The sequence below is a fragment of the Streptomyces sp. LS-MS-L19 genome (genome assembly GCF_058382285.1).
The window spans coordinates 6083273-6101030 of record NZ_JBYCLL010000001.1 but is presented as its reverse complement, the minus strand read 5'-3'; the positions used below and the strand labels follow the sequence as shown (position 1 = coordinate 6101030).

Here is a 17758-nt window from a genome sequence, read left to right as displayed (position 1 = left end):
TGGATCAAACCTCACGAACCACGGGCCCCACCCGCGCCCCACACGCGGAGGCCTCCTACACGTGTTGCGGACAGCGCAGCACACCTGACTTCCGAGGTCTTCATGAAGCTTCGTCGTGCACTGGCCGCCGCGGCCGCGACCGCCGCGATAGCGCCGCTGGCCCTGTTCGCCGCGCCCAGCGCGTTCGCGGACGAGACCCCCACGCCGACCGCGACCGAGAGCACGCCCGCCGCCGACGCCACGCCGACCGACCCCGCGAGCACCCCGGCGGCCCCGGACTCGACCCCGGCGGACCCGGCGACCACGCCCGCCACCGGCAGCCCGACCACCGGCGCCTCCAGCTCGGCCACCACCAGCAGCAGCCCCTCGACGAGCCCCACCGGCTCGGCCTCCGCCACCAGCAGCCCCTCCGCGAGCGAGAGCGGCGAGCCCGGCGACGAGTGCACGGTCGACGAGGACGGCGACCCGGTCATCGAGGACAGCGACGTGCTGCACAGCTCGCTGACCGGTCTGCCCGAGTCCATCGTGGCCGGCAGCGGCTGGACGAACTTCAAGTTCAACGTCAACAACTCCGGCGACGACACCATCAAGGGCATCCAGCCCTACCTCGGTGTCGGCGCGGTCGACTGGGACTTCGAGAAGGACTACAGCGACCTGGTCACCGTGCAGGTGAAGAAGGGCGGCTCCTGGGTCGACGTGGCCACCCAGTTCGGCGAGGGCGGCGCGTTCAACTCCTTCAGCCTGGACGGCGGCGACTCCGTCAGCTACCAGCTGCGGGTGAAGGTCGACCGTGAGGTGCCGAGCGCGATCGGCATCGCCATCGGCCTCGCCGAGTACTCCGACGAGCAGGGCTGCTGGGTCTCCGAGGACGAGAACTACGGCATCTACTACTTCGAGGTCCTGCCGGCCGGCTCCGACGCGGGCAAGCCGGGCGACGCCAAGCCGCAGACCGGCGGCAAGAGCGCCATCTCGGACGTCAACGACGTCGACGTGGACGGCAAGCTCGCCGACACCGGTGCCGACTCGGCCCTGCCGGTCATCGGCCTGGTCGGCGGCTTCGCCGTCGTCGCCGGTACCGGTGTGGTCTTCGCGATGAAGCGGCGCAAGGGCGCGACCGGCGCCCACGCCTGAGTCGTAGCACCGCACAAGCCGTAAACACGGCTTGACGCAAGAAAAAGAGAAGGACCTGCGCTCGGAGGGGGGTGCAGGTCCTTCTTCTTGTTCTGTACGGCTCTGGGGTCTCTTCCGGCGCTACGACTTCTTCGGGACCGCCGGTATCCCCAGGAACGGCAGCTTCAGTGCGCCGAAGGCCTCCGCCGGGACCGCCGGGGACTTGGGCTCGACGGGGTTGAGGCGCTCGTACGCCTCGCCCTGGGCCGGACGCGGGTCCTGCTCGCCCTTGTTGGGCCAGAACGACATCGCGCGCTCGGCCTGCGCGGTGATGGTCAGCGAGGGGTTCACGCCGAGGTTCGCGGAGACCGCGGCGCCGTCCACGACCGAGATCCCGGGGTGGCCGTAGAGCCGGTGGTACGGGTCGATGACGCCGGTCTCGCGGGAGGAGCCGATGGCGCAGCCGCCGAGGAAGTGGGCGGTTAGGGGGGTGCCCATGAGCTCGCCGACGTTGGAGCCGGCGAAGCCGTTGATGTCGGCGGCGACGGCGGACGCGGCCTCCGAAGCGGCCCTGATCTGCTTGGGGTTGGGGGCGCCGTGGCCCTGGCGGGCGGTGAGCAGGCCCTTGCCGACGCCGTCCGGCTTCAGGTACGTCGTCAGGGAGTTGTCCAGCGACTGCATGACCAGGCCGATGATGGTCCGCTCCGACCAGCGGCGGTTGGAGAGGGAGCGCAGGACGAGCAGGGGGTGCTTCGCGGCGTTCGCGAGCCAGCCCATGACCCTCGACGAGCCTTCCGCGTACGGCACCTGGAGGATCGAGAGGCCGCCCATCGAGTTGGAGCCCTTGCCGTAGCGGACCGGCTCGATGTGGGTGTTCTCGTCCGGGTGGATGGAGGACGTGATGGCGACGCCCCGGGTGAAGTCGACCTTGGGTGTGCCGGTGGCCTTGCGGTAGCGGCGGTTGTCGGTCTGGGCGCCCACCAGGGCCTCGGAGTTGGTGCGGGTGAGCTCGCCCAGCTTCTCCGAGATGTACGGCAGCTGCCCGCCCGCCTTCATGCGGTGCAGGAGGGTCTGGGTGCCGTAGGTGCCGGCGGCGAGGACGACCTGGCGGGCCTTGAAGGTGCGGCCCTTGGCCTTGCGGTCGTCGGTGGGGAGGGTCGCGATCGCGTAGCCGCCCTGGGAGTCGTCGGTGACCGAGACAACCGTGGTGAGGGGGTGGACGACCGCGCCCGCCTTCTCGGCGAGGTGGAGGTAGTTCTCGTTGAGGGTGTTCTTCGCGCCGTGCCGGCAGCCGGTCATGCACTCGCCGCACTCCACGCACGCCTTGCGGGAGGGGCCCGCGCCGCCGAAGTAGGGGTCCTCGACCTGCCGGCCGGGGGCTGCCTTGCGCGTGCCGTCCGCGTCCTCGCCGTCGCCGAAGAAGACGCCGACCGGGGCCATGTGGAAGGTGTCGCCGACGCCCATCCGCTCGGCGGCCGCCTTGAGGTGGACGTCGGAGGGGGTCATCGTCGGGTTGAGCCGGACGCCGAGCATGCGGCGGGCCTGGTCGTAGTACGGCTTGAGCTCCTCCTGCCAGTCGGTGATGTCACGCCACTGGGGGTCCTCGAAGAAGGGCTTCGGGGGGACGTAGAGGGTGTTGGCGTAGTTGAGGGAACCGCCGCCGACGCCCGCGCCCGCGAGGACCATGACGTTGCCGAGCAGGTGGATGCGCTGGATGCCGTACATGCCCAGCTTGGGGGCCCAGAGGTAGTTCTTCAGGTCCCAGGAGTTCCTGGGGAGGGTCTCGCGGGTGAAGCGGCGGCCGGCTTCCAGGACACCTACGCGGTAGCCCTTCTCCGTGAGGCGCAGGGCGGTGACGCTGCCGCCGAAGCCGGAGCCGACGACGATGACGTCGTAGTCGTAGGTGTCCTGGGGCACGTGCTCTCCTCGTTGAGAACCGGGTGTGCTTACTTGAACCGGAATGCCTTCATCAGCCGCAGGCTTCGGCTCATGAACTGGGCGTACTTCTCGTCGTCCATGCCCAGGGAGGGCGCCATCGGCAGGAGCCGCTGCTGGGCGATCGTCTGGGCCTCGGTGTACTTGAGGATGCCCTCGGAGCCGTGGCGGCGGCCGAGGCCGGAGTCCTTCATGCCGCCCATCGGGGACTGGACGCTGCCGTAGGCGGAGGCGTAGCCCTCGTTGACGTTGACGGTGCCGGCGCGCACCCGGGAGGCGACCTCGCGGCCGCGCTTGCCGTCCTTCGTCCACACCGAGGAGTTCAGGCCGTACGGCGTGGAGTTGGCGAGCTCGATCGCCTCGTCCTCGGTCTTGAAGCGGTAGATGGAGACGACCGGGCCGAAGGTCTCCTCGGCGCACACGGCCATCGGCTCGGTGACGCCGTCGAGGATGGTCGGCTCGAAGAAGTACGGGCCGATGTCGGGGCGGGCGACGCCGCCGACGACGAGCTCGGCGCCCTTCTCGACGGCCTCCTCGACGTGCCGGGTGACCGTCTCCAGCTGGCGTTCGCCGACCAGGGAGCCCATGTCGGCGCCGTAGGCGAGGGAGGTGCCCAGGCGCATGGCCTTGGTGCGGGCGGCGAAGCGCTCGACGAAGGCGTCGGCGATCGACTCGTGGACGTACAACCGCTCGATGGAGATGCAGAGTTGGCCGGCGGAGGAGAAGCAGGCGCGGACGGCTCCGGCGGCGGCCTTCTCGATGTCGGCGTCCTCGAGGACCAGCATGGCGTTCTTGCCGCCGAGTTCGAGGGAGACCCCGACCAGGCGGGCGGCGGCGCCCTGGGCGACCTCGCGGCCGGTGCGGGTGGAGCCGGTGAAGGAGACGTAGTCGGCGTGCTTGACGACCTCGGGGCCGACGACCGGGCCGTCGCCGAGGACGACCTGGAAGACCTCGGCGGGGAGTCCGGCCTCGATCAGCAGGTCACGGGCCCACAGGGCGGTCAGGCAGGTCTCGGTGTCGGGCTTCATCACGACCGCGTTGCCCGCGACGAAGGCGGGGAGCGCGTCGCCGACGGACAGTTCGAGCGGGTAGTTCCAGGGGGCTATCTGGCCGACGACCCCGCGCGGGTGGCGCAGTTCGGTGACCTTGGTGAGGGTGGGCACGGCACCGGTGTGCCGCTTGGGCCTGAGGTAGGCGGGGGCCTTGCGGCCGTAGTGCCGGGCCGCGACCGCGACGGCCTGCACCTCCTCGTGGGCGTGCAGGCGGGCCTTGCCGGTCTCCAGTTGGATGAGGTCGAGGACCTCGGCCTGGCGCTCCAGGACCAGGTCGTGGAAGCGCAGCAGGACGGCCGCGCGCTGCCGCACCGGCGTGCGCTCCCACACCGCCTGCGCCGCGCGGGCCGCCTCGTAGGCCTTCGCCACGTCCTCGGGGGTGGACTCGGGCAGGTCGGCCAGCTTCTCGCCGGTGAACGGCGTGTGGTTCGCGGTACGACCGGAGCCGACGACACCCTTGGTGAGCTGGGCGACCAGCTCCGGGGTGACCACGTCGGCCGCGGTGCGGGCGCCCTCAGGGGCGGGGGCGAGGGGGTTGGTGCCGGTCTTGGCCGGGGCCTGCGCGTCCGTCATGAGCCGCAGGGTATTCGGGACGGGGGGCTTTGGGTACCCGTCAGTAACGGGCGTTCACGGAGTACGCACACTTCGCCAGTGATGACTGGCAGGGAATGTGCTGATCAGGGCATTGGGGGGCGGCGATCAGCACCGCTCAGCCGCGCTCCGGTTTTTTCTGGAGGAGCAGGCCGAAGGCGGAGAGGGCGGTGAGACGGCGGGGCTGGGGCTCGGGCTGGGGGTCGGGTCCGGGACGGGGGGCGGTCGGCGGAGCGGCGGATGCGGAGTCCGCCGTCGCGGCGTGCGCGCCGGAGCCGAGGAGCGCGGGATCCGCCGGGGCGGCTTGCGCGCCGGAGCCCACGAGCGCGGGATCCGGCGTCGCGGCGTGCGCACCGGCATCCGGTACGGCGTCCGCCACCGCGGCCGGCGCCTCGGAGCCCGCCCGCTGCGCTGCCACGGCCCACCCCGGCACACGTGCCCCGGCGACCTCGGCCAGTGTCCGGGCGACCTCCTCCGCCAGGGGCCGCTGCTCCGGCTCGGGCACGAGGAGGCGCTCCAGCAGGGTCCCCAGCGGACCGGGCCGGACGTCCGCCACGGCCACCCGGAGCACGGCCCCCAACGACCACAGGTCGGAAGCGGGCCCGGCGCCGGGCCCGGACGCGCACTCCGGGGCGACGAACCCGGCGGAGGTCTCCCGGGCACCGGCGTGCCCGGCGCCGCCGATCCCGAAGTCGGTGACGACGACGCGTCCACTGCCCGCTTCGAGGAGGACGTTGGCCGGCTTGAGGTCCCGGTGGACGATGCCGACCCCGTGGGCGGCGTGGAGCGCCCCCAGGACGGCGAGCCCGACCCGGGCCGCCTCCGCGTCGGACAGCGGCCCGCGGGCCGCGAGAGCGGCGTCCAGCGACTCGCCCGCCACCAACTCCATGACGATCCAGGGCAGTTCGTCCTCGAGGAGTACGTCGTGAATGGCGACGGCCGACGGATGGTCGACCCACGCCGCGGCGCGCGCCTCGTGCGGCAGCCGCTGCACGGCCCGCCGCCGCTCCTCGTCCTCCGGATCACCGGTCAGACGCGGCTCCTTGACGGCGACGTACCGGTCGTCCTGCTCGTCGTGAGCCCGCCACACCGTGCCGCTCGGCCCGGCCCCGACCCGCTCGACGAGCCGGTACCGCCCACCGATCAGACGTCCGCCGGACGGGAGTTCGCCGTCTTCACTCATGGCACATGAGTACCGTGCGGGTCATGCCCTTGTCTAAGCGGCGGGCTCAGCGACCCGCATCCGGCAACCGCAGCCGGATCAGGGGGTCGGTGGACAGAGGATCGGCGGGCATCCGGACGACGGTCCCCTGAAAGGTGTCGTAGGGCCACTCCTCCGTGCTGTCGGGCTCCGCGCCGAGGCCTGTCACGAAGCCGCGCAGGATCCACCCCGGGCCGTCGTCGCCCAGCACCCGCACGGTCTGACGGTCCTTGCCGGGAGGTCCCTGGATCCGTACGACGGCCTGGAGTTCGGGCCCCGCGGGGCCGACGCGCTCCTCCGCGGAACCGCCCCGGCCGCGCATCGTACGGGCCAGATCGGCACGGACGGTCGCCCAGGAGGTGTCCCCGAGCGCACGGAACGCCTGGAGCTGGATCGCGGTCCGGCCACGGACGAGGGTGACACCGGCGAGGGAGCCGTCTTCGCGCGACCGCATCAGCTCGATCTTCAGACCGGGCTCCGTCGGCACCAACAGGCCACCGAGATCGGTCAGTTCGACATCACGGGGCCGACGGTCGTCGCTCTCGTCCCACGGTCCGACGGCAAGACAGCCCTCCTCCGCGGCCTCCAGCAGGGCCTCGACCTCTTCCTCGGACAGCGATTCCTCGGCGATCAAGGAGGCCAGCAGCTCCAGCAGCCGGTCAAGGGTGATGAGGTCGCGGCGAGAGGTCTCCGGAGCCGCCGCCGGGTCCCGCAGCAGGGTCCTGATCATCAGCTCCGCGTCCTCCGCGTCCAGTCCGGGCACCGGACGGCCGAGGTCGGTCCGGCCGTCCTCCTGCCGCAGTGCGAGGACCACCTGCACGGCGACGAGCAGCACCCGGCCCGGCGTCGTCCGGTCCCACACGTCGAACTCGGCACGCGCCACGCTCTCCGGCGTGAGGAACCCGTCCCGCACGTACTGCGCGACGACGGCCTGCGCCGCCCTGCCCGCCTCGCCCATGCCACCGACCGGGCGCCCGGCCCCGTCGCCGTCGGCCGTCGGCCCGGATCCGCTCAGAGCCGGTCCACCCCCAGATTCGCGATGGCCGTCCGCGCCACCTCACGCCCCCGGGCGGTGAAGTCGCCCTTGCCCGGGTAGCTGACGGTGAGTTTGTACATGTCGCCGCCGGTGGTGCGGTAGTAGAAGATCTGGAGTTCGCGAGGGCGGGGGTTCTGGCTGTCGGTGGTGGTGTAGGTGACGGTGTTCCCGGCGGCCTTGGCGCCCTGGTAGGTCTTCTCCTCGGGCCGGGTCCTCGCGGTGTCCGGCATGCTGAGGTCGTAGTCGCCGCTCTCCTTGAACCGGCTGTCGTCGTCGTACATCTCGGCCGCCGCGGACCCCGCGATGTCGTGCGCGGTGTCCTCGGCCTTCCGGTCCAGGCTCAGGCCGATCCAGATGGCGCCGCTGTAGTCGGAGTACGTGATCCAGTGGGTCTTGTCCGTCTTCCGGTCGGGCGTGGTGGGCTGGTAGCCGGCCGGTACCGCCAGCGTCGCGGCCACGTCCTTGGTGTGCTTCTTCGTCCAGCCGTCCGGGAGCGGTCCCGCGAAGGGGTCCGCGATCACCAGATACGCCGCCACCGCGGCCGCGACGACCGCCGCCCCGAGGCCGAGCAGCGTCTTGCGGCCCAGCCGCAGGCCGCCGCCCGCCGGGACCTCCACGGTCCGCACGATCTCCGTGGGCTCCGGGGCCGGCGGGTTGGCGGTGGCCTCCAGGAGCGCCCTGACCTGCGCGGCGGTCGGGCGGCGCGCCGGGTCCTTCTGGAGGAGGCCGTTGATGGCGTCGGCGAGCGGGCCGGGCGCGGCGGCGGGCGGTGCGGGGATGGCGTTGAGGACGGACTGGAGGGTGGCCGGGGTGTTGCTGCGGCGGAACGGCGAGACGCCCTCGGTCGCCGCGTACAGGACCACGCCGAGCGACCAGAGGTCGCAGGCGGGTCCGGGGCGCTGGCCCAGCACCCGCTCCGGGGCGATGTACTCGGGCGAGCCGACGAAGCCGCCGGTGTCGGTCAGGTTGGTCTCGCCCTCGATCTGGGCGATGCCGAAGTCGGTGAGGACGACCCGGTCGTGGCGGCCGAGCAGGATGTTGTCCGGTTTCACATCCCTGTGCAGGATGCCCGCCGCATGCGCGGCCTCCAGGGCGCCGAGCACCTCCAGGCCGATTCTCGCCGCTTCGCGGGCCCCGAGGGTGCCTTCCTGCAAGGCGTCGCCCAGCGAGCGCCCCCGCACCAGCTCCATCACGATCCACGGCCGGCCGTCCACGACCGCCACGTCGTGCACGTTCACGACGGAGGGGTGGTCCAGCCGGGCCGCCGCGCGGGCCTCGCGCCGCATCCGCTCGAAGGCGTTCCCTCGTTCGCGTTCGGGAAGATGGTCCGGGACGCGGGGTTCCTTGACGGCCACCTCACGGTCCACGGTCTCGTCCTGGGCCCGCCACACCGTGCCCATCCCGCCGTGCCCGAGCTTGGCGAGCAGCCGGTACCGGCCGGCTATGAGGCGCCCCGCACCCGACTCCGGCTGAGGAGGTCTGGGCGGTTGCAGAACGTAACTCGTCGTCTCGTCGGACTCGTGGCCGACTCCCCCGCTGCTGCTCATGGGTTCATCCATATCGCGCCAGGCACGCGCGCATCCAGAGGGGACGCATTCCGGTCACACACCCGTGACGTATCCCTACGTCACCGTGAAGGTGTCGACGGCCACGTCGAAGTACTCCTTCGCCTCCCGCACCTTGCCGACCGGCGCGGAGACCCACACGTCGTACAGCCGCCCGTTCTCCTCCCAGCACACGTCGTAGGTGTGCCGGGCGCCCTCGGTCGCGCTGAAGCCGTCCCAGGTGAACTCCCAGAGAGCGGCGGGGTGTCCGCGGTGCGTGACCGAGGTGACCCGGCCGGCCCGGTAACCGGGGTTGCTGTCCGGCCCCTTGGCGGCCGCGCGGCGCATCACGCCCAGCGGGCCGCCGGGTTGGGGCTCGGTGACCTTGACGCCGAGCCGGAAGGTCTCCCCCGGCGACAGGTAGAAGACGCGCTCGCCCTGCGGCTCACGGGTGAACCCGTCCGGCACGGCGAGCGCGAACCCGGCGGGGTCCTCGGCGACCCGGTAGCCGGAGGGGGCGGAGGGGAGCGTCACCGCGGGCGGCCTGGCGGAAGGGCTCGTGGGCGCTGTCGGCGAGGTGCCCGCCGACGTGCGCGGGGTGGTGCCGACCGGTGTCCCGGGCGCCGAACTGCTCGTCGTCGTACGGCCCTCCCCGCCCCGGTGCGTCAGCAGTACCGCCGCCGACACCCCCGCCCCCGCCAGCGCGGCGACCAGCAGCGCCGCCATGAGCACGCCCCGCCTCGACCGCGCCGGGACTCCGGCCCCGCCGCTCGCCGACGACGCCGGGGACCGCCGTAGCGAGGCATCCTGCTGCTCCTGGGACCGCCGTGGCGAGGCATCCCGCTGCTCCTGGGACCGCTGTGACGAGGAATCCCGCCGTTCCTGGGACCGCCGTGCCGAAGCAGCGCGCTGTGCCGGGGACCGCCGTAGCGGAAGGTCGCGTTCGGTCGGTGGGTACGGGCGTTCGGGCGTCCGGCGCGGCGGGGTGCGGCCCGTCTCCAGGAACGCCCGCAGCATCCGCTCCGCCTCCACCGCGTCCAGGCGGCGCTCGGGATCGCGCTCCAGCAGCCCCCGTATGACGGGAAGGAGCGGCGCGGCCTGCGCGGGCGGCCGGATCTCGTCGATGACGACGGCGTGCAGGATGCCGCCCAACGAGTCGCGGCGGAACGGGGATTCGCCGCTGAGGGCCGTGCAGAGCAGCGCGCCCAGCGACCACAGGTCGGCCTCCGGACCGGTCCTGGTCCCGGACATCCGCTCCGGCGCCGTGTACTCGGGCGAGCCGACGAAGGAGCCGGTCTCGGTGAGCGTGGTGGCGCCCGCGACCTGGGCGATGCCGAAGTCGGTGAGGACGACCCGGCCGGTGCCGGACTCGACGAGGACGTTGGCGGGCTTGATGTCCCGGTGCAGCACCCCGGCCTGGTGCGCGGCGCGCAGCGCGCTCAGCAGGTCGGCGCCGATCCGGGCGGCCTCGCGGGCGTCGACGGGCCCGTCGGCGGAGATCCGCTCGGCGAGGGAGCCGCCGTCGATCAACTCCATGACGATGTAGGGCCGTTCGTCCTGCTCGACGACGTCGTGCACGACGATGATGTGCGGGTGGCGCAGCCGGGCGACCGCACCGGCCTCACGCAGCGTGCGGTCGCGCTGGAGCCTCGCGTCCTCGGCGGAGAGGGTCTCGTCGAGGGGGATCTCCTTGACGGCGACCTGCCGGCCGAGCAGTTGGTCCGTCGCCCGCCACACCACGCCCATCCCGCCGCGCCCGATCCTCGCCTCCAGGCGATAACGGCTCGCGATCACACGGAAGGTGTCCCCCTCGGTCCCCATGCGCCCCATCATGCCCCAGCGGACGAACCCCCTCCGGGACGGCGACCGGCCAAGTGAAACGAACGCCACCGACGGTTCGCTCCGTCGAAGGCGTGATGTTCTCACCCCTTCGCTTCGGCCTCCTGCCAGCTCCGCAGGATCCAGTCGAAGTCCTTGCGGGTGGTGGCCCAGTCGGCGGTCGGTGACGACGCGTAGATGGCGTATTCGGTGCCGTCGCGTTCCATGAACCCGACGTCGATGGCACGGTAGGGGGCCGCGAAGTAATGCGGCGGGTCCTTTGCCAGCGCATCCCACGTGTACTCCCAGCGCGCGCCCGGCAGGTCGCGGAAGAGCACCTTCTTGAGGCTCAGCCGCGTGTAGTTCTTCAGGTCCGAGATCTGCGCGTCCAGGTTGCTCATGTGCTCGTACGAGCTGGTGAAGTCCGGGGCGGTGTCGACGGCGACCCGCACGAGGTGCTTGCCCTTGTCGGGCGAGTAGTCGACCTGCGTGAGGCCGTCCTCGTCGATGGAGATGGACCGCTGCCATCCCGGGGGCAGGTAGATGGTGAAACCCGCCGGATCGTTGTGGCGCTGCCAGCCGGCGGGAACCCCGGGCTGTCCGTCCGACTCGGTCGCGGTGGCGCTCGGGGTCTGCGTCGAGGGGCCGGACCCGGTGGCGCTGTCCGTACCGAACTGCTGCAACGCGACCACCGCACCCGCCCCGACGATCACCGCGAGGGCGACGACCAGGGCGAACGTGCGCAGGCGGTGTCGCTTCCGCCGCACGGGCGCGGCCGTGACCGGCGGGTAGGGCGTGGCAGCGGCCGTCTGCACCGCCCGGGTGTGGGTGCCGGTGCCGGCACCGCGGGTCGCGCTCTCCGGCTCGTACCGCACCGCCCCCGTCGGCACATACGCCTGCGCAGCCGCCGGTCGCTGCCCCTCCGCCGCCTCGGCGAGCAGCTGCTCGGCCTGCGCCGTGCTCGGCCGGTCGGCCGGATCCTTGCGCAGCAGCGCGGCGAGCACGGGCCCCAGCGCACCGGCGTTGACCGGCGCGGCGGGATCCTCCTCGACGACGGCCTGCATGGTCGTCAGCGGGGTCGTGCGGCGGAACGGTGAGCGGCCCTCGACCGCCGTGTACAGCGTCGCACCCAGGGCCCACAGGTCGGCGGAGGGCCCGGGGTCGGCGCCGCGGACCCGCTCGGGGGCGAGGTAGTCGACCGAGCCGACGACCTCTCCGGTGCGGGTGATGGTGGTGTCGCCGTCGATCTGGGCGATGCCGAAGTCGGTGAGCAGGACGCGGCCGTCCCGGGCGAGCAGGACGTTGCCGGGTTTCACATCCCTGTGCAGGACGCCGGCGGAGTGCGCGGCGCGCAGGGCTCGCAGCACCCACAGCCCGATCCGGGCGGCCTCGCGCGGCTCCACCCGGCCGTCCTCCTTGACGGCGTCGGCCAGCGAGCGGCCCTCGACCAGCTCCATCACGATCCAGGGCCGGCCGTCGTGGTCCAGCACGTCGTGCACGGTGACGACGGCGGAGTGGTTGATCCGGGCGGCCGCGCGGGCCTCGGCGCGGGTGCGGGCGAGCAGCACGGCCTGGTCGCTCTCGGAAACGTAGAGCGCGGCGGTCAACTCCTTGATCGCCACGGCCCGGTGCAGCACCTCATCGTGGGCACGCCAGACGCGGCCCATGCCGCCCTTGCCTATCGGGTCGGCGAGCCGGTAGCGCCCCGCGAGGAGCTGGCCCTGCATCTGATTCACGTTGCCCCGCAATGCTCTTGACGCAGTCAGACTAAGGACCGGCCCGAGCCGAGGGGAACCAGGGGGGCGTCAAGGAGACCTCACTGTGACGGTTGTCGCTTCCGCGAAGCCGCAGTGAACCCGGGGCGCCGGTGGGGCGTCCGTCAGCCGGTCACCTGGTACGTGGCCGACGCCTGCTCGTACAGCCGGGTCACCTCGTCCCGCTCCGCCTCCGGACCGCGCACCTGCACCACGTGGTACTTGCCGCCGCTCAGGATCGCGAGGTTGCGCACGTACAGTTCACGCCCGTCGTCGGTCCAGGTGAACTGCCCCTCGGCCATGCTCCTGGTCCCCACCTGGATCGACTTCAGCCCGGTGGCGGTGGCCCAGCTGGAGTCGCGGTACGGCTGGAGCTCGGGTTCCTTCTCGCGCTGGTAGGCCATCGGGTCGTCACCGTTCGCCGCCGCGGTGTCCCGCCCGGGTACGACGATCAGCTCGAAGTCGCCCTGGGAGTACACCACCTGACCGCGGCCGTTCCTCGGGGTGCGGTCCCAGCCGTTGGCCACGGCGACCTTGAAGCCCTCGGGGTCCGTGCGCACGGTGAAGCCGTCGGCGACCTCGGGCCCGGCGGTCTGCGTCTCGGCGGCGGCGCTGGACCGCGACGGCTCGGGAGCGGTCGGCTCGGGCGTGGTCTGCTCGGGCCGGGGCTCACTGCTCGCGTCCGGGGACTGGGCGGGCCCGGCCTGGCTGGTGGAACCGGTCTTCTCGGCGCCCTGGTCGTCGGGGTCCGCCTTGGGCATGAAGTACATGGCGTACGCGATCGCCGCGGCCATCACCAGCAGGATCAGCAGCAGCAGATTGCGGCCGAGGCGGCGCGGCGAGGCACCGGCGTCCTCCCGGGCCCGCTTGTGCCGGCCGTGCGCACTGGTCGCGGGCAGCCCGGCCCGCCGCCTGCGCACCAACTCGCCCCGGCGCCGCACGATCGGCAACCGACTCGTGTCCACGGGCGGCGCGGCCACGACATGGACACCGGCCTCCGGCTCGGGCGCGGACCGCACCAGCGACCGCAGCCAGCCGCGCAGTTCCTCGAAGTCCAGGCGCTCGGTGGGGTCCTGCCGCAGCAACGACTCCACGACCGGCCGCAGCGGCCCGCACTCCTCCGCGAAGGCGGGCGGCTCGGCGCACACCAGCTGCACCAGCTCGGCCGTCGACTCCTCGGGATAGGGCGCGTGCCCCTGTACGGCCCGGAAGAGCAGGGCTCCGAGGGCCCACAGGTCGGTCGCGGGCCCGATGGGCGCGGCGAGCTGCCAGTTCTCGTGCACCGGCCCGGCCTGCTCGGGCGCCCACCGCTCGGTGACGGGCCCCACCACAGCCATCCGCGCCTGCCGTGCCCGCTCCGCGGCGAGCGCGGTGGCGGGGCCACGGCGAGCGGCAGGGGCGGCGGGCGTGAGCTCGTCCCACCGCGTGGGAGCGGCATCCACGACATCCCCGGGTCCGGGCCCACCGGCGGGTACGGCACCGAGACCGGGCGCGTGCCCCTCTACGGCGCCGCCCGCGCCGCCCCTGGTCATTCCACCGACGCCGTCGCGCGGCGCGGCTCCGTGCCAGGCGGCCGGCCGCACACCGTAGGGGTCGGCTATCTGCCCCGCCGACACACTCCCGGGCACGTGCTCGATGCCGTTCGCGGTGTCCTGGGGCGGTTGCGCGCCACCGTTCGGATAGGGATACGGCACCTGGGCGGCACCGCCCGCCGACGGGTACGAAGGCTGAGTCGGTCCCGGCCCGTTGCTCTCGGCCGCCGGAAGGTCGGTGTCCGGTGCCGGGCGGGCTCCCGGAAGGGCCGCTCGGCTGTTCTGGGCCTCCTGGACCCGGGCCGCTGCTCGCGCGCCCGCACGATACGCGGCGATCGCACCCGCCCGCGCCGCCCTGATGTCCGTACCACCGTCGGGATCCCGTCGGACCAAGGCCCCGGCGGAACCGGCGCCGTTGGACGACTCCACCCCGGCGCTCGGCAGCCCCCGCGACTCCCGCGCCTCGATCGCCGCCCGCCGAGCCGCCTCGGGGTCGGTGTCACCCCCGCCGAAACCGCCCGCGCCGACCGGCCCCAGTCCCGCGCCCGGCCCCACGCCCTGCGCACCAGCACCAGCACCAGCACCGAGCCCGAAGGCCGCCGCGGCCCCACCGGCCCCGCCGAGCGCCGTACGCCCGCCGCCCGCACCCTCGCCCGCGGCACCCGCACCCTGCCCGGGAACCCGGTAAACCCCCGCTGCCCCACGCCCACCGGGCGGAGCGACCACCGGAACACCCCGCCCGTCGGTCACCCCCCTGCCGTCGGCCCGCGCAACGCCCGCGCCCGCACCCGCGGTTCCAGGGAAGCCCCCTGGCCCACCGGCCCCGCCGTCCTCGGTTCCGGCCCCGAACTCCGCGTCCCCGGAGCCCCATTCACCCGCCTCGACCGGCACCGGGTCATACCCGCACAGCGCCTCCTCGGCCGCGCCCACGGCGAGGCCGGTCAGCATCACCCGGCCGTCGTCGCAGACCAGTACCGTGCGGGCGGTGATGTTGCGGTGCACCCAGCCGTGCGCGTGCAGCACCCGCAGGGCCATCAGCACGTCGGAGGCGACCTCGGCCGCCCGGTACGGCGTCAGCGGCTTCTCGGCGAGCAGCGCCGCCAGCGGCCGCGCGGCCACCCACTCGCTCACGATCCACAGCGAACCGCCCTCGGCGAACACGTCGAAGACCTGGTCGAGCCGCGGATGGTCGGGTATCCGCGCGGCGGCCTGCGCCGCCTCGACGGCCCTGCGCACCGCGGGTTCCGTGGGCCGGCGCGTACCACCCCGCCCCGGACTCCGTCGCCCACCCTGCGGGTCGCGGGCCGTGAACCCGTCGGGCAGCCCCTCCGCGTCGAGCACCTCCGCCTCGACGACCTCGGGCAACGGGACCTGCCTGACCAGGACTTCCTGCCCGCTGTAGGTGTCGAAGGCGCGCGTCTCGGTGAGTTCGTACTCGTCAGAGGGGGGCAGCGGCAGGCGGTAGCGGTCGGCGAGCACCCGACCCGCATAGTCGTCCACGTTGCCTCCCCCGGCCGCCCGGTTGGTCAATTCCGTTCGCCATACGGCCCGTTCCGTACCCATACCTGGATGCGGACGGTTCGCAAACACTCACGATACGTGCCGGAGGCAACCCGCAAAGAGGGGATTCAACATCTCACGGCCCAAACACGGGACCGCTCGGCGCACAGCCCCTCACGACTTCGGTTCGAAGGTGCGAGCGAGCGTCTGCCATGTGTCCTTGCGCAGCTCAGTGCCCCAGTTCGCGGCTTTCGCCGTGTACATCAAGGCATATCCGAGATGGCCGTTGACGACGAATCCACGGTCGATCGTCCGGTACTTCGTCCCGCTCTCCACATAGGTGAACTCCCAGTCGGCCGTGTTCCAGCCGCGGTAGCTCACCTGCTCTATTCGGATCTTCGTGTACTGCGAGCGGGTCATGCCCCGCTCCTGGTTCTCCCAGTCCGCCACCGGGTCGCCCTTCGGCGTGCTGGTCCAGGCGACGAGCAGCTTCTGCCCGTCGGGCCCGGTGAACCGGTCGCCCGCCGAGCTGGAGGTCTGGAAGCTCCACCCGTCGGGCAGCCCTATCGAGTACCCCTGGCTCCCCCGGTACGTCGAGGCGACCGCACTGCCGCCGGAGGAGCCGCCCGAGCCCGAGGACCCTTCCGAACTCCGGGAGCTCTCCTCGGTGCTCGGGGTGTTCGCGGCGCCGGCACCGGTGTCCGAGGAGGGGGAGCCGGTGGTGGCCCCGTCGGTCTTGGTGCCCCCGCTCTCGTCCTCCTTGGTGTCGGCACTGCTGCCCGCGCTCGCCGTCGCCTTGGTGCCGCCGCCCTTGGCGCCGTCGCTGCTGTCGTCCCCGCCGCCCAGCGTGAGGGCCAGCACGGTGCCGATGACCGCGAGTGCCACGACCACCGCGATGATCACCAGGGTGCGCCGCGGCACCACGTCGGTCAGCGGCGCCCGGGGCACCGGCCTCGGCGCCAGGTCCGGCGGCGGCGTCATCACGGGCCACCCCGAACTACGCCCGTCCGACACCGCGTTGGCCTGCTGGGTCTTCCCGTCCCGCACCCCGGCCGCGCCCCCCGCCGCGGATGCCGGGGCCGCGGACGACGCACTCGCCGCGCCCTTGCCCTGCGACACCGAGGACGCGGGCGGGGCCGAGGACGCCGGAGCGGCCTTGGGCGGGGCCGGCTGAGACGGCGGAGCGGGCTTGGCCGGCGCGGACGCCGAGGCGGCCGCCGGAGCCGCAGCGGCGGCCTCGGAAGCCTGGGCGGGCACCTTCCCGCCCCCCGAAGTCGACGCACCCGGAGTCGACGCACCCGAACCCGGAGTGCCGGACCCCTCGGTTCGAGAACCCGCCGTACCCGAACCCGCCGTACCGCCCCCGGACTTGGTCCGGGACGCGGCCGCGGACGTCGCCGCCGCCCCGGCGGCCTTGCGCATGGAACGCAGCGCCCCGCGCAACCGCTCCGCGCCCGCCCGCTCCTCCGGCTGGGCCGGCAACGGCACCACCCGGGTCGCGTCCGCCGGCGGCTCCGGCTCCGTGTGCTTCGGCTCGGGCGCGTGGATCACCGCGGTGAGCATGGCCCGCGCGCGGCTGTCGTCGAGCCGCTGGGCGGGGTCCTTGGTGAGCAGGCCGTAGATGACGTCCTTGAGGGGTCCCGCGTTCTTCGGCTCCTCCAGCGGCTCGGTCATCACCGCGGTGAGCGTCGCGATCGCGGAGCCCTTGTCGTACGGCGGGGCGCCCTCGACCGCCGCGTACAGCAGCCCGCCGAGCGACCACAGGTCGGCCGCGGGGCCCGGCTTGTGCCCGCGCGCCCGCTCCGGGGAGATGTAGGAGGGGGCGCCGACGAGCATGCCGGTGGAGGTGATGGACGGGTCGCCCTCGACCTGGGCGATGCCGAAGTCGGTGAGCACGACCCGGCCGTCCTCGGAGATCAGCACGTTGGACGGCTTCACGTCCCGGTGCAGGATGCCCTCACGGTGCGCGGACCTGAGCACGTCGAGGATCGCGAGGCCCACCTCCGCCGCGCGCTTGGGCTCCAGCAGGCCGTCCTCCCGGATGACCTCGGCGAGCGACTTCCCCTCGACGAGCTCCATCACGATCCACGGCCGGTCGTCCTCGTCGACCACGTCGTACACGGTCACCGCGCTGGTGTTGCGGATCCGCGCGATCGCCTTGGCCTCCCGCAGCGTGCGGGTGATCAGCCGGCGCTTCTCGTCCTCGTCGATGCTGTTCGGGAACCGCAGTTCCTTGACGGCCACCGTCCTGCCCAGGGTCTCGTCCTCGGCGCGCCACACCGTGCCCATGCCTCCGCGGCCGAGCACTCCTCCCAGCCGGTACCGCCCGGCGAGGAGACGCTCGCTCTCGTTCTGCCGGGATGCTCCCGCCCGCTCCGCGTCCGACATGCGTCCCCTCATGAACCCGCCCTGACAGAGCCTCCATTGTCCCTCACCCGACAAGTGCCCGACGCCCAGGGGGTAGCTGCGCCGCACAGGCCGGTCCCCCCGTCAACCGGCGCCCCGATGACACCTTCCTCACCTCGACGCATATGCCGGATGCACGCGTGTTGTCCCGGTGGTCCGGGGTGACTGCGCAAGGTGCGTCGTCCGGTGTGGCCCCCACCCCCACCCCGACCCCACCCCCACCCCGACCCCGCCCCCGACCCCGACCCCGACCCCGACCCCGACCTGCATGATGGACCC

The 17758-nt window shown here is 73.0% G+C and carries 10 protein-coding genes; 1 reads left to right on the top strand and 9 read right to left on the bottom strand.

The window, feature by feature from the left end; all coding sequences use genetic code 11:
• Window positions 1-102: 102 nt before the first annotated feature.
• The gene (locus AC2XR2_RS27335; RefSeq protein ID WP_491516546.1) at window positions 103-1131 is read left to right on the top strand and encodes an LPXTG cell wall anchor domain-containing protein; all 1029 of its coding nucleotides are present in this window, start codon (window positions 103-105) and stop codon (window positions 1129-1131) included.
• Between the two features lie 120 nt (window positions 1132-1251).
• Here the strand turns inward: AC2XR2_RS27335 and AC2XR2_RS27330 are convergent, their stop codons facing one another.
• From AC2XR2_RS27330 to AC2XR2_RS27290, 9 genes are all read right to left on the bottom strand, one after another.
• The gene (locus AC2XR2_RS27330) at window positions 1252-3027 is read right to left on the bottom strand and encodes a GMC family oxidoreductase N-terminal domain-containing protein (protein ID WP_491516545.1); all 1776 of its coding nucleotides are present in this window, start codon (window positions 3025-3027) and stop codon (window positions 1252-1254) included.
• A 29-nt stretch (window positions 3028-3056) separates the two neighbouring features.
• Window positions 3057-4670, bottom strand: coding sequence for a succinic semialdehyde dehydrogenase (locus AC2XR2_RS27325; RefSeq protein WP_491516544.1), 1614 nt, complete (start codon window positions 4668-4670; stop codon window positions 3057-3059).
• Window positions 4671-4806: 136 nt separating this feature from the next.
• A complete protein-coding gene (locus tag AC2XR2_RS27320; RefSeq protein ID WP_491516543.1) occupies window positions 4807-5871 on the bottom strand; it encodes a serine/threonine-protein kinase in 1065 nt (354 codons plus the stop codon).
• A 46-nt stretch (window positions 5872-5917) separates the two neighbouring features.
• Window positions 5918-6847, bottom strand: coding sequence for a DUF3710 domain-containing protein (locus AC2XR2_RS27315; protein ID WP_491516542.1), 930 nt, complete (start codon window positions 6845-6847; stop codon window positions 5918-5920).
• A gap of 53 nt (window positions 6848-6900) precedes the next feature.
• Window positions 6901-8472 carry a serine/threonine-protein kinase gene (locus AC2XR2_RS27310; protein WP_491516541.1) on the bottom strand — a complete coding sequence of 524 codons (1572 nt, stop codon included), beginning with the start codon at window positions 8470-8472 and terminating at the stop codon, window positions 6901-6903.
• Between the two features lie 75 nt (window positions 8473-8547).
• Window positions 8548-10290: a serine/threonine-protein kinase gene (locus tag AC2XR2_RS27305; protein WP_491516540.1), complete on the bottom strand. Its 1743-nt coding sequence runs from the start codon at window positions 10288-10290 to the stop codon at window positions 8548-8550.
• Window positions 10291-10391: 101 nt separating this feature from the next.
• The gene (locus tag AC2XR2_RS27300; RefSeq protein WP_449350233.1) at window positions 10392-12014 is read right to left on the bottom strand and encodes a serine/threonine-protein kinase; all 1623 of its coding nucleotides are present in this window, start codon (window positions 12012-12014) and stop codon (window positions 10392-10394) included.
• 152 nt (window positions 12015-12166) lie between these two features.
• A complete protein-coding gene (locus AC2XR2_RS27295; protein ID WP_491516539.1) occupies window positions 12167-15073 on the bottom strand; it encodes a serine/threonine kinase C-terminal domain-containing protein in 2907 nt (968 codons plus the stop codon).
• Between the two features lie 174 nt (window positions 15074-15247).
• Window positions 15248-17461, bottom strand: coding sequence for a serine/threonine-protein kinase (locus AC2XR2_RS27290; RefSeq protein WP_491516538.1), 2214 nt, complete (start codon window positions 17459-17461; stop codon window positions 15248-15250).
• Between the last annotated feature and the right edge of the window lie 297 nt (window positions 17462-17758).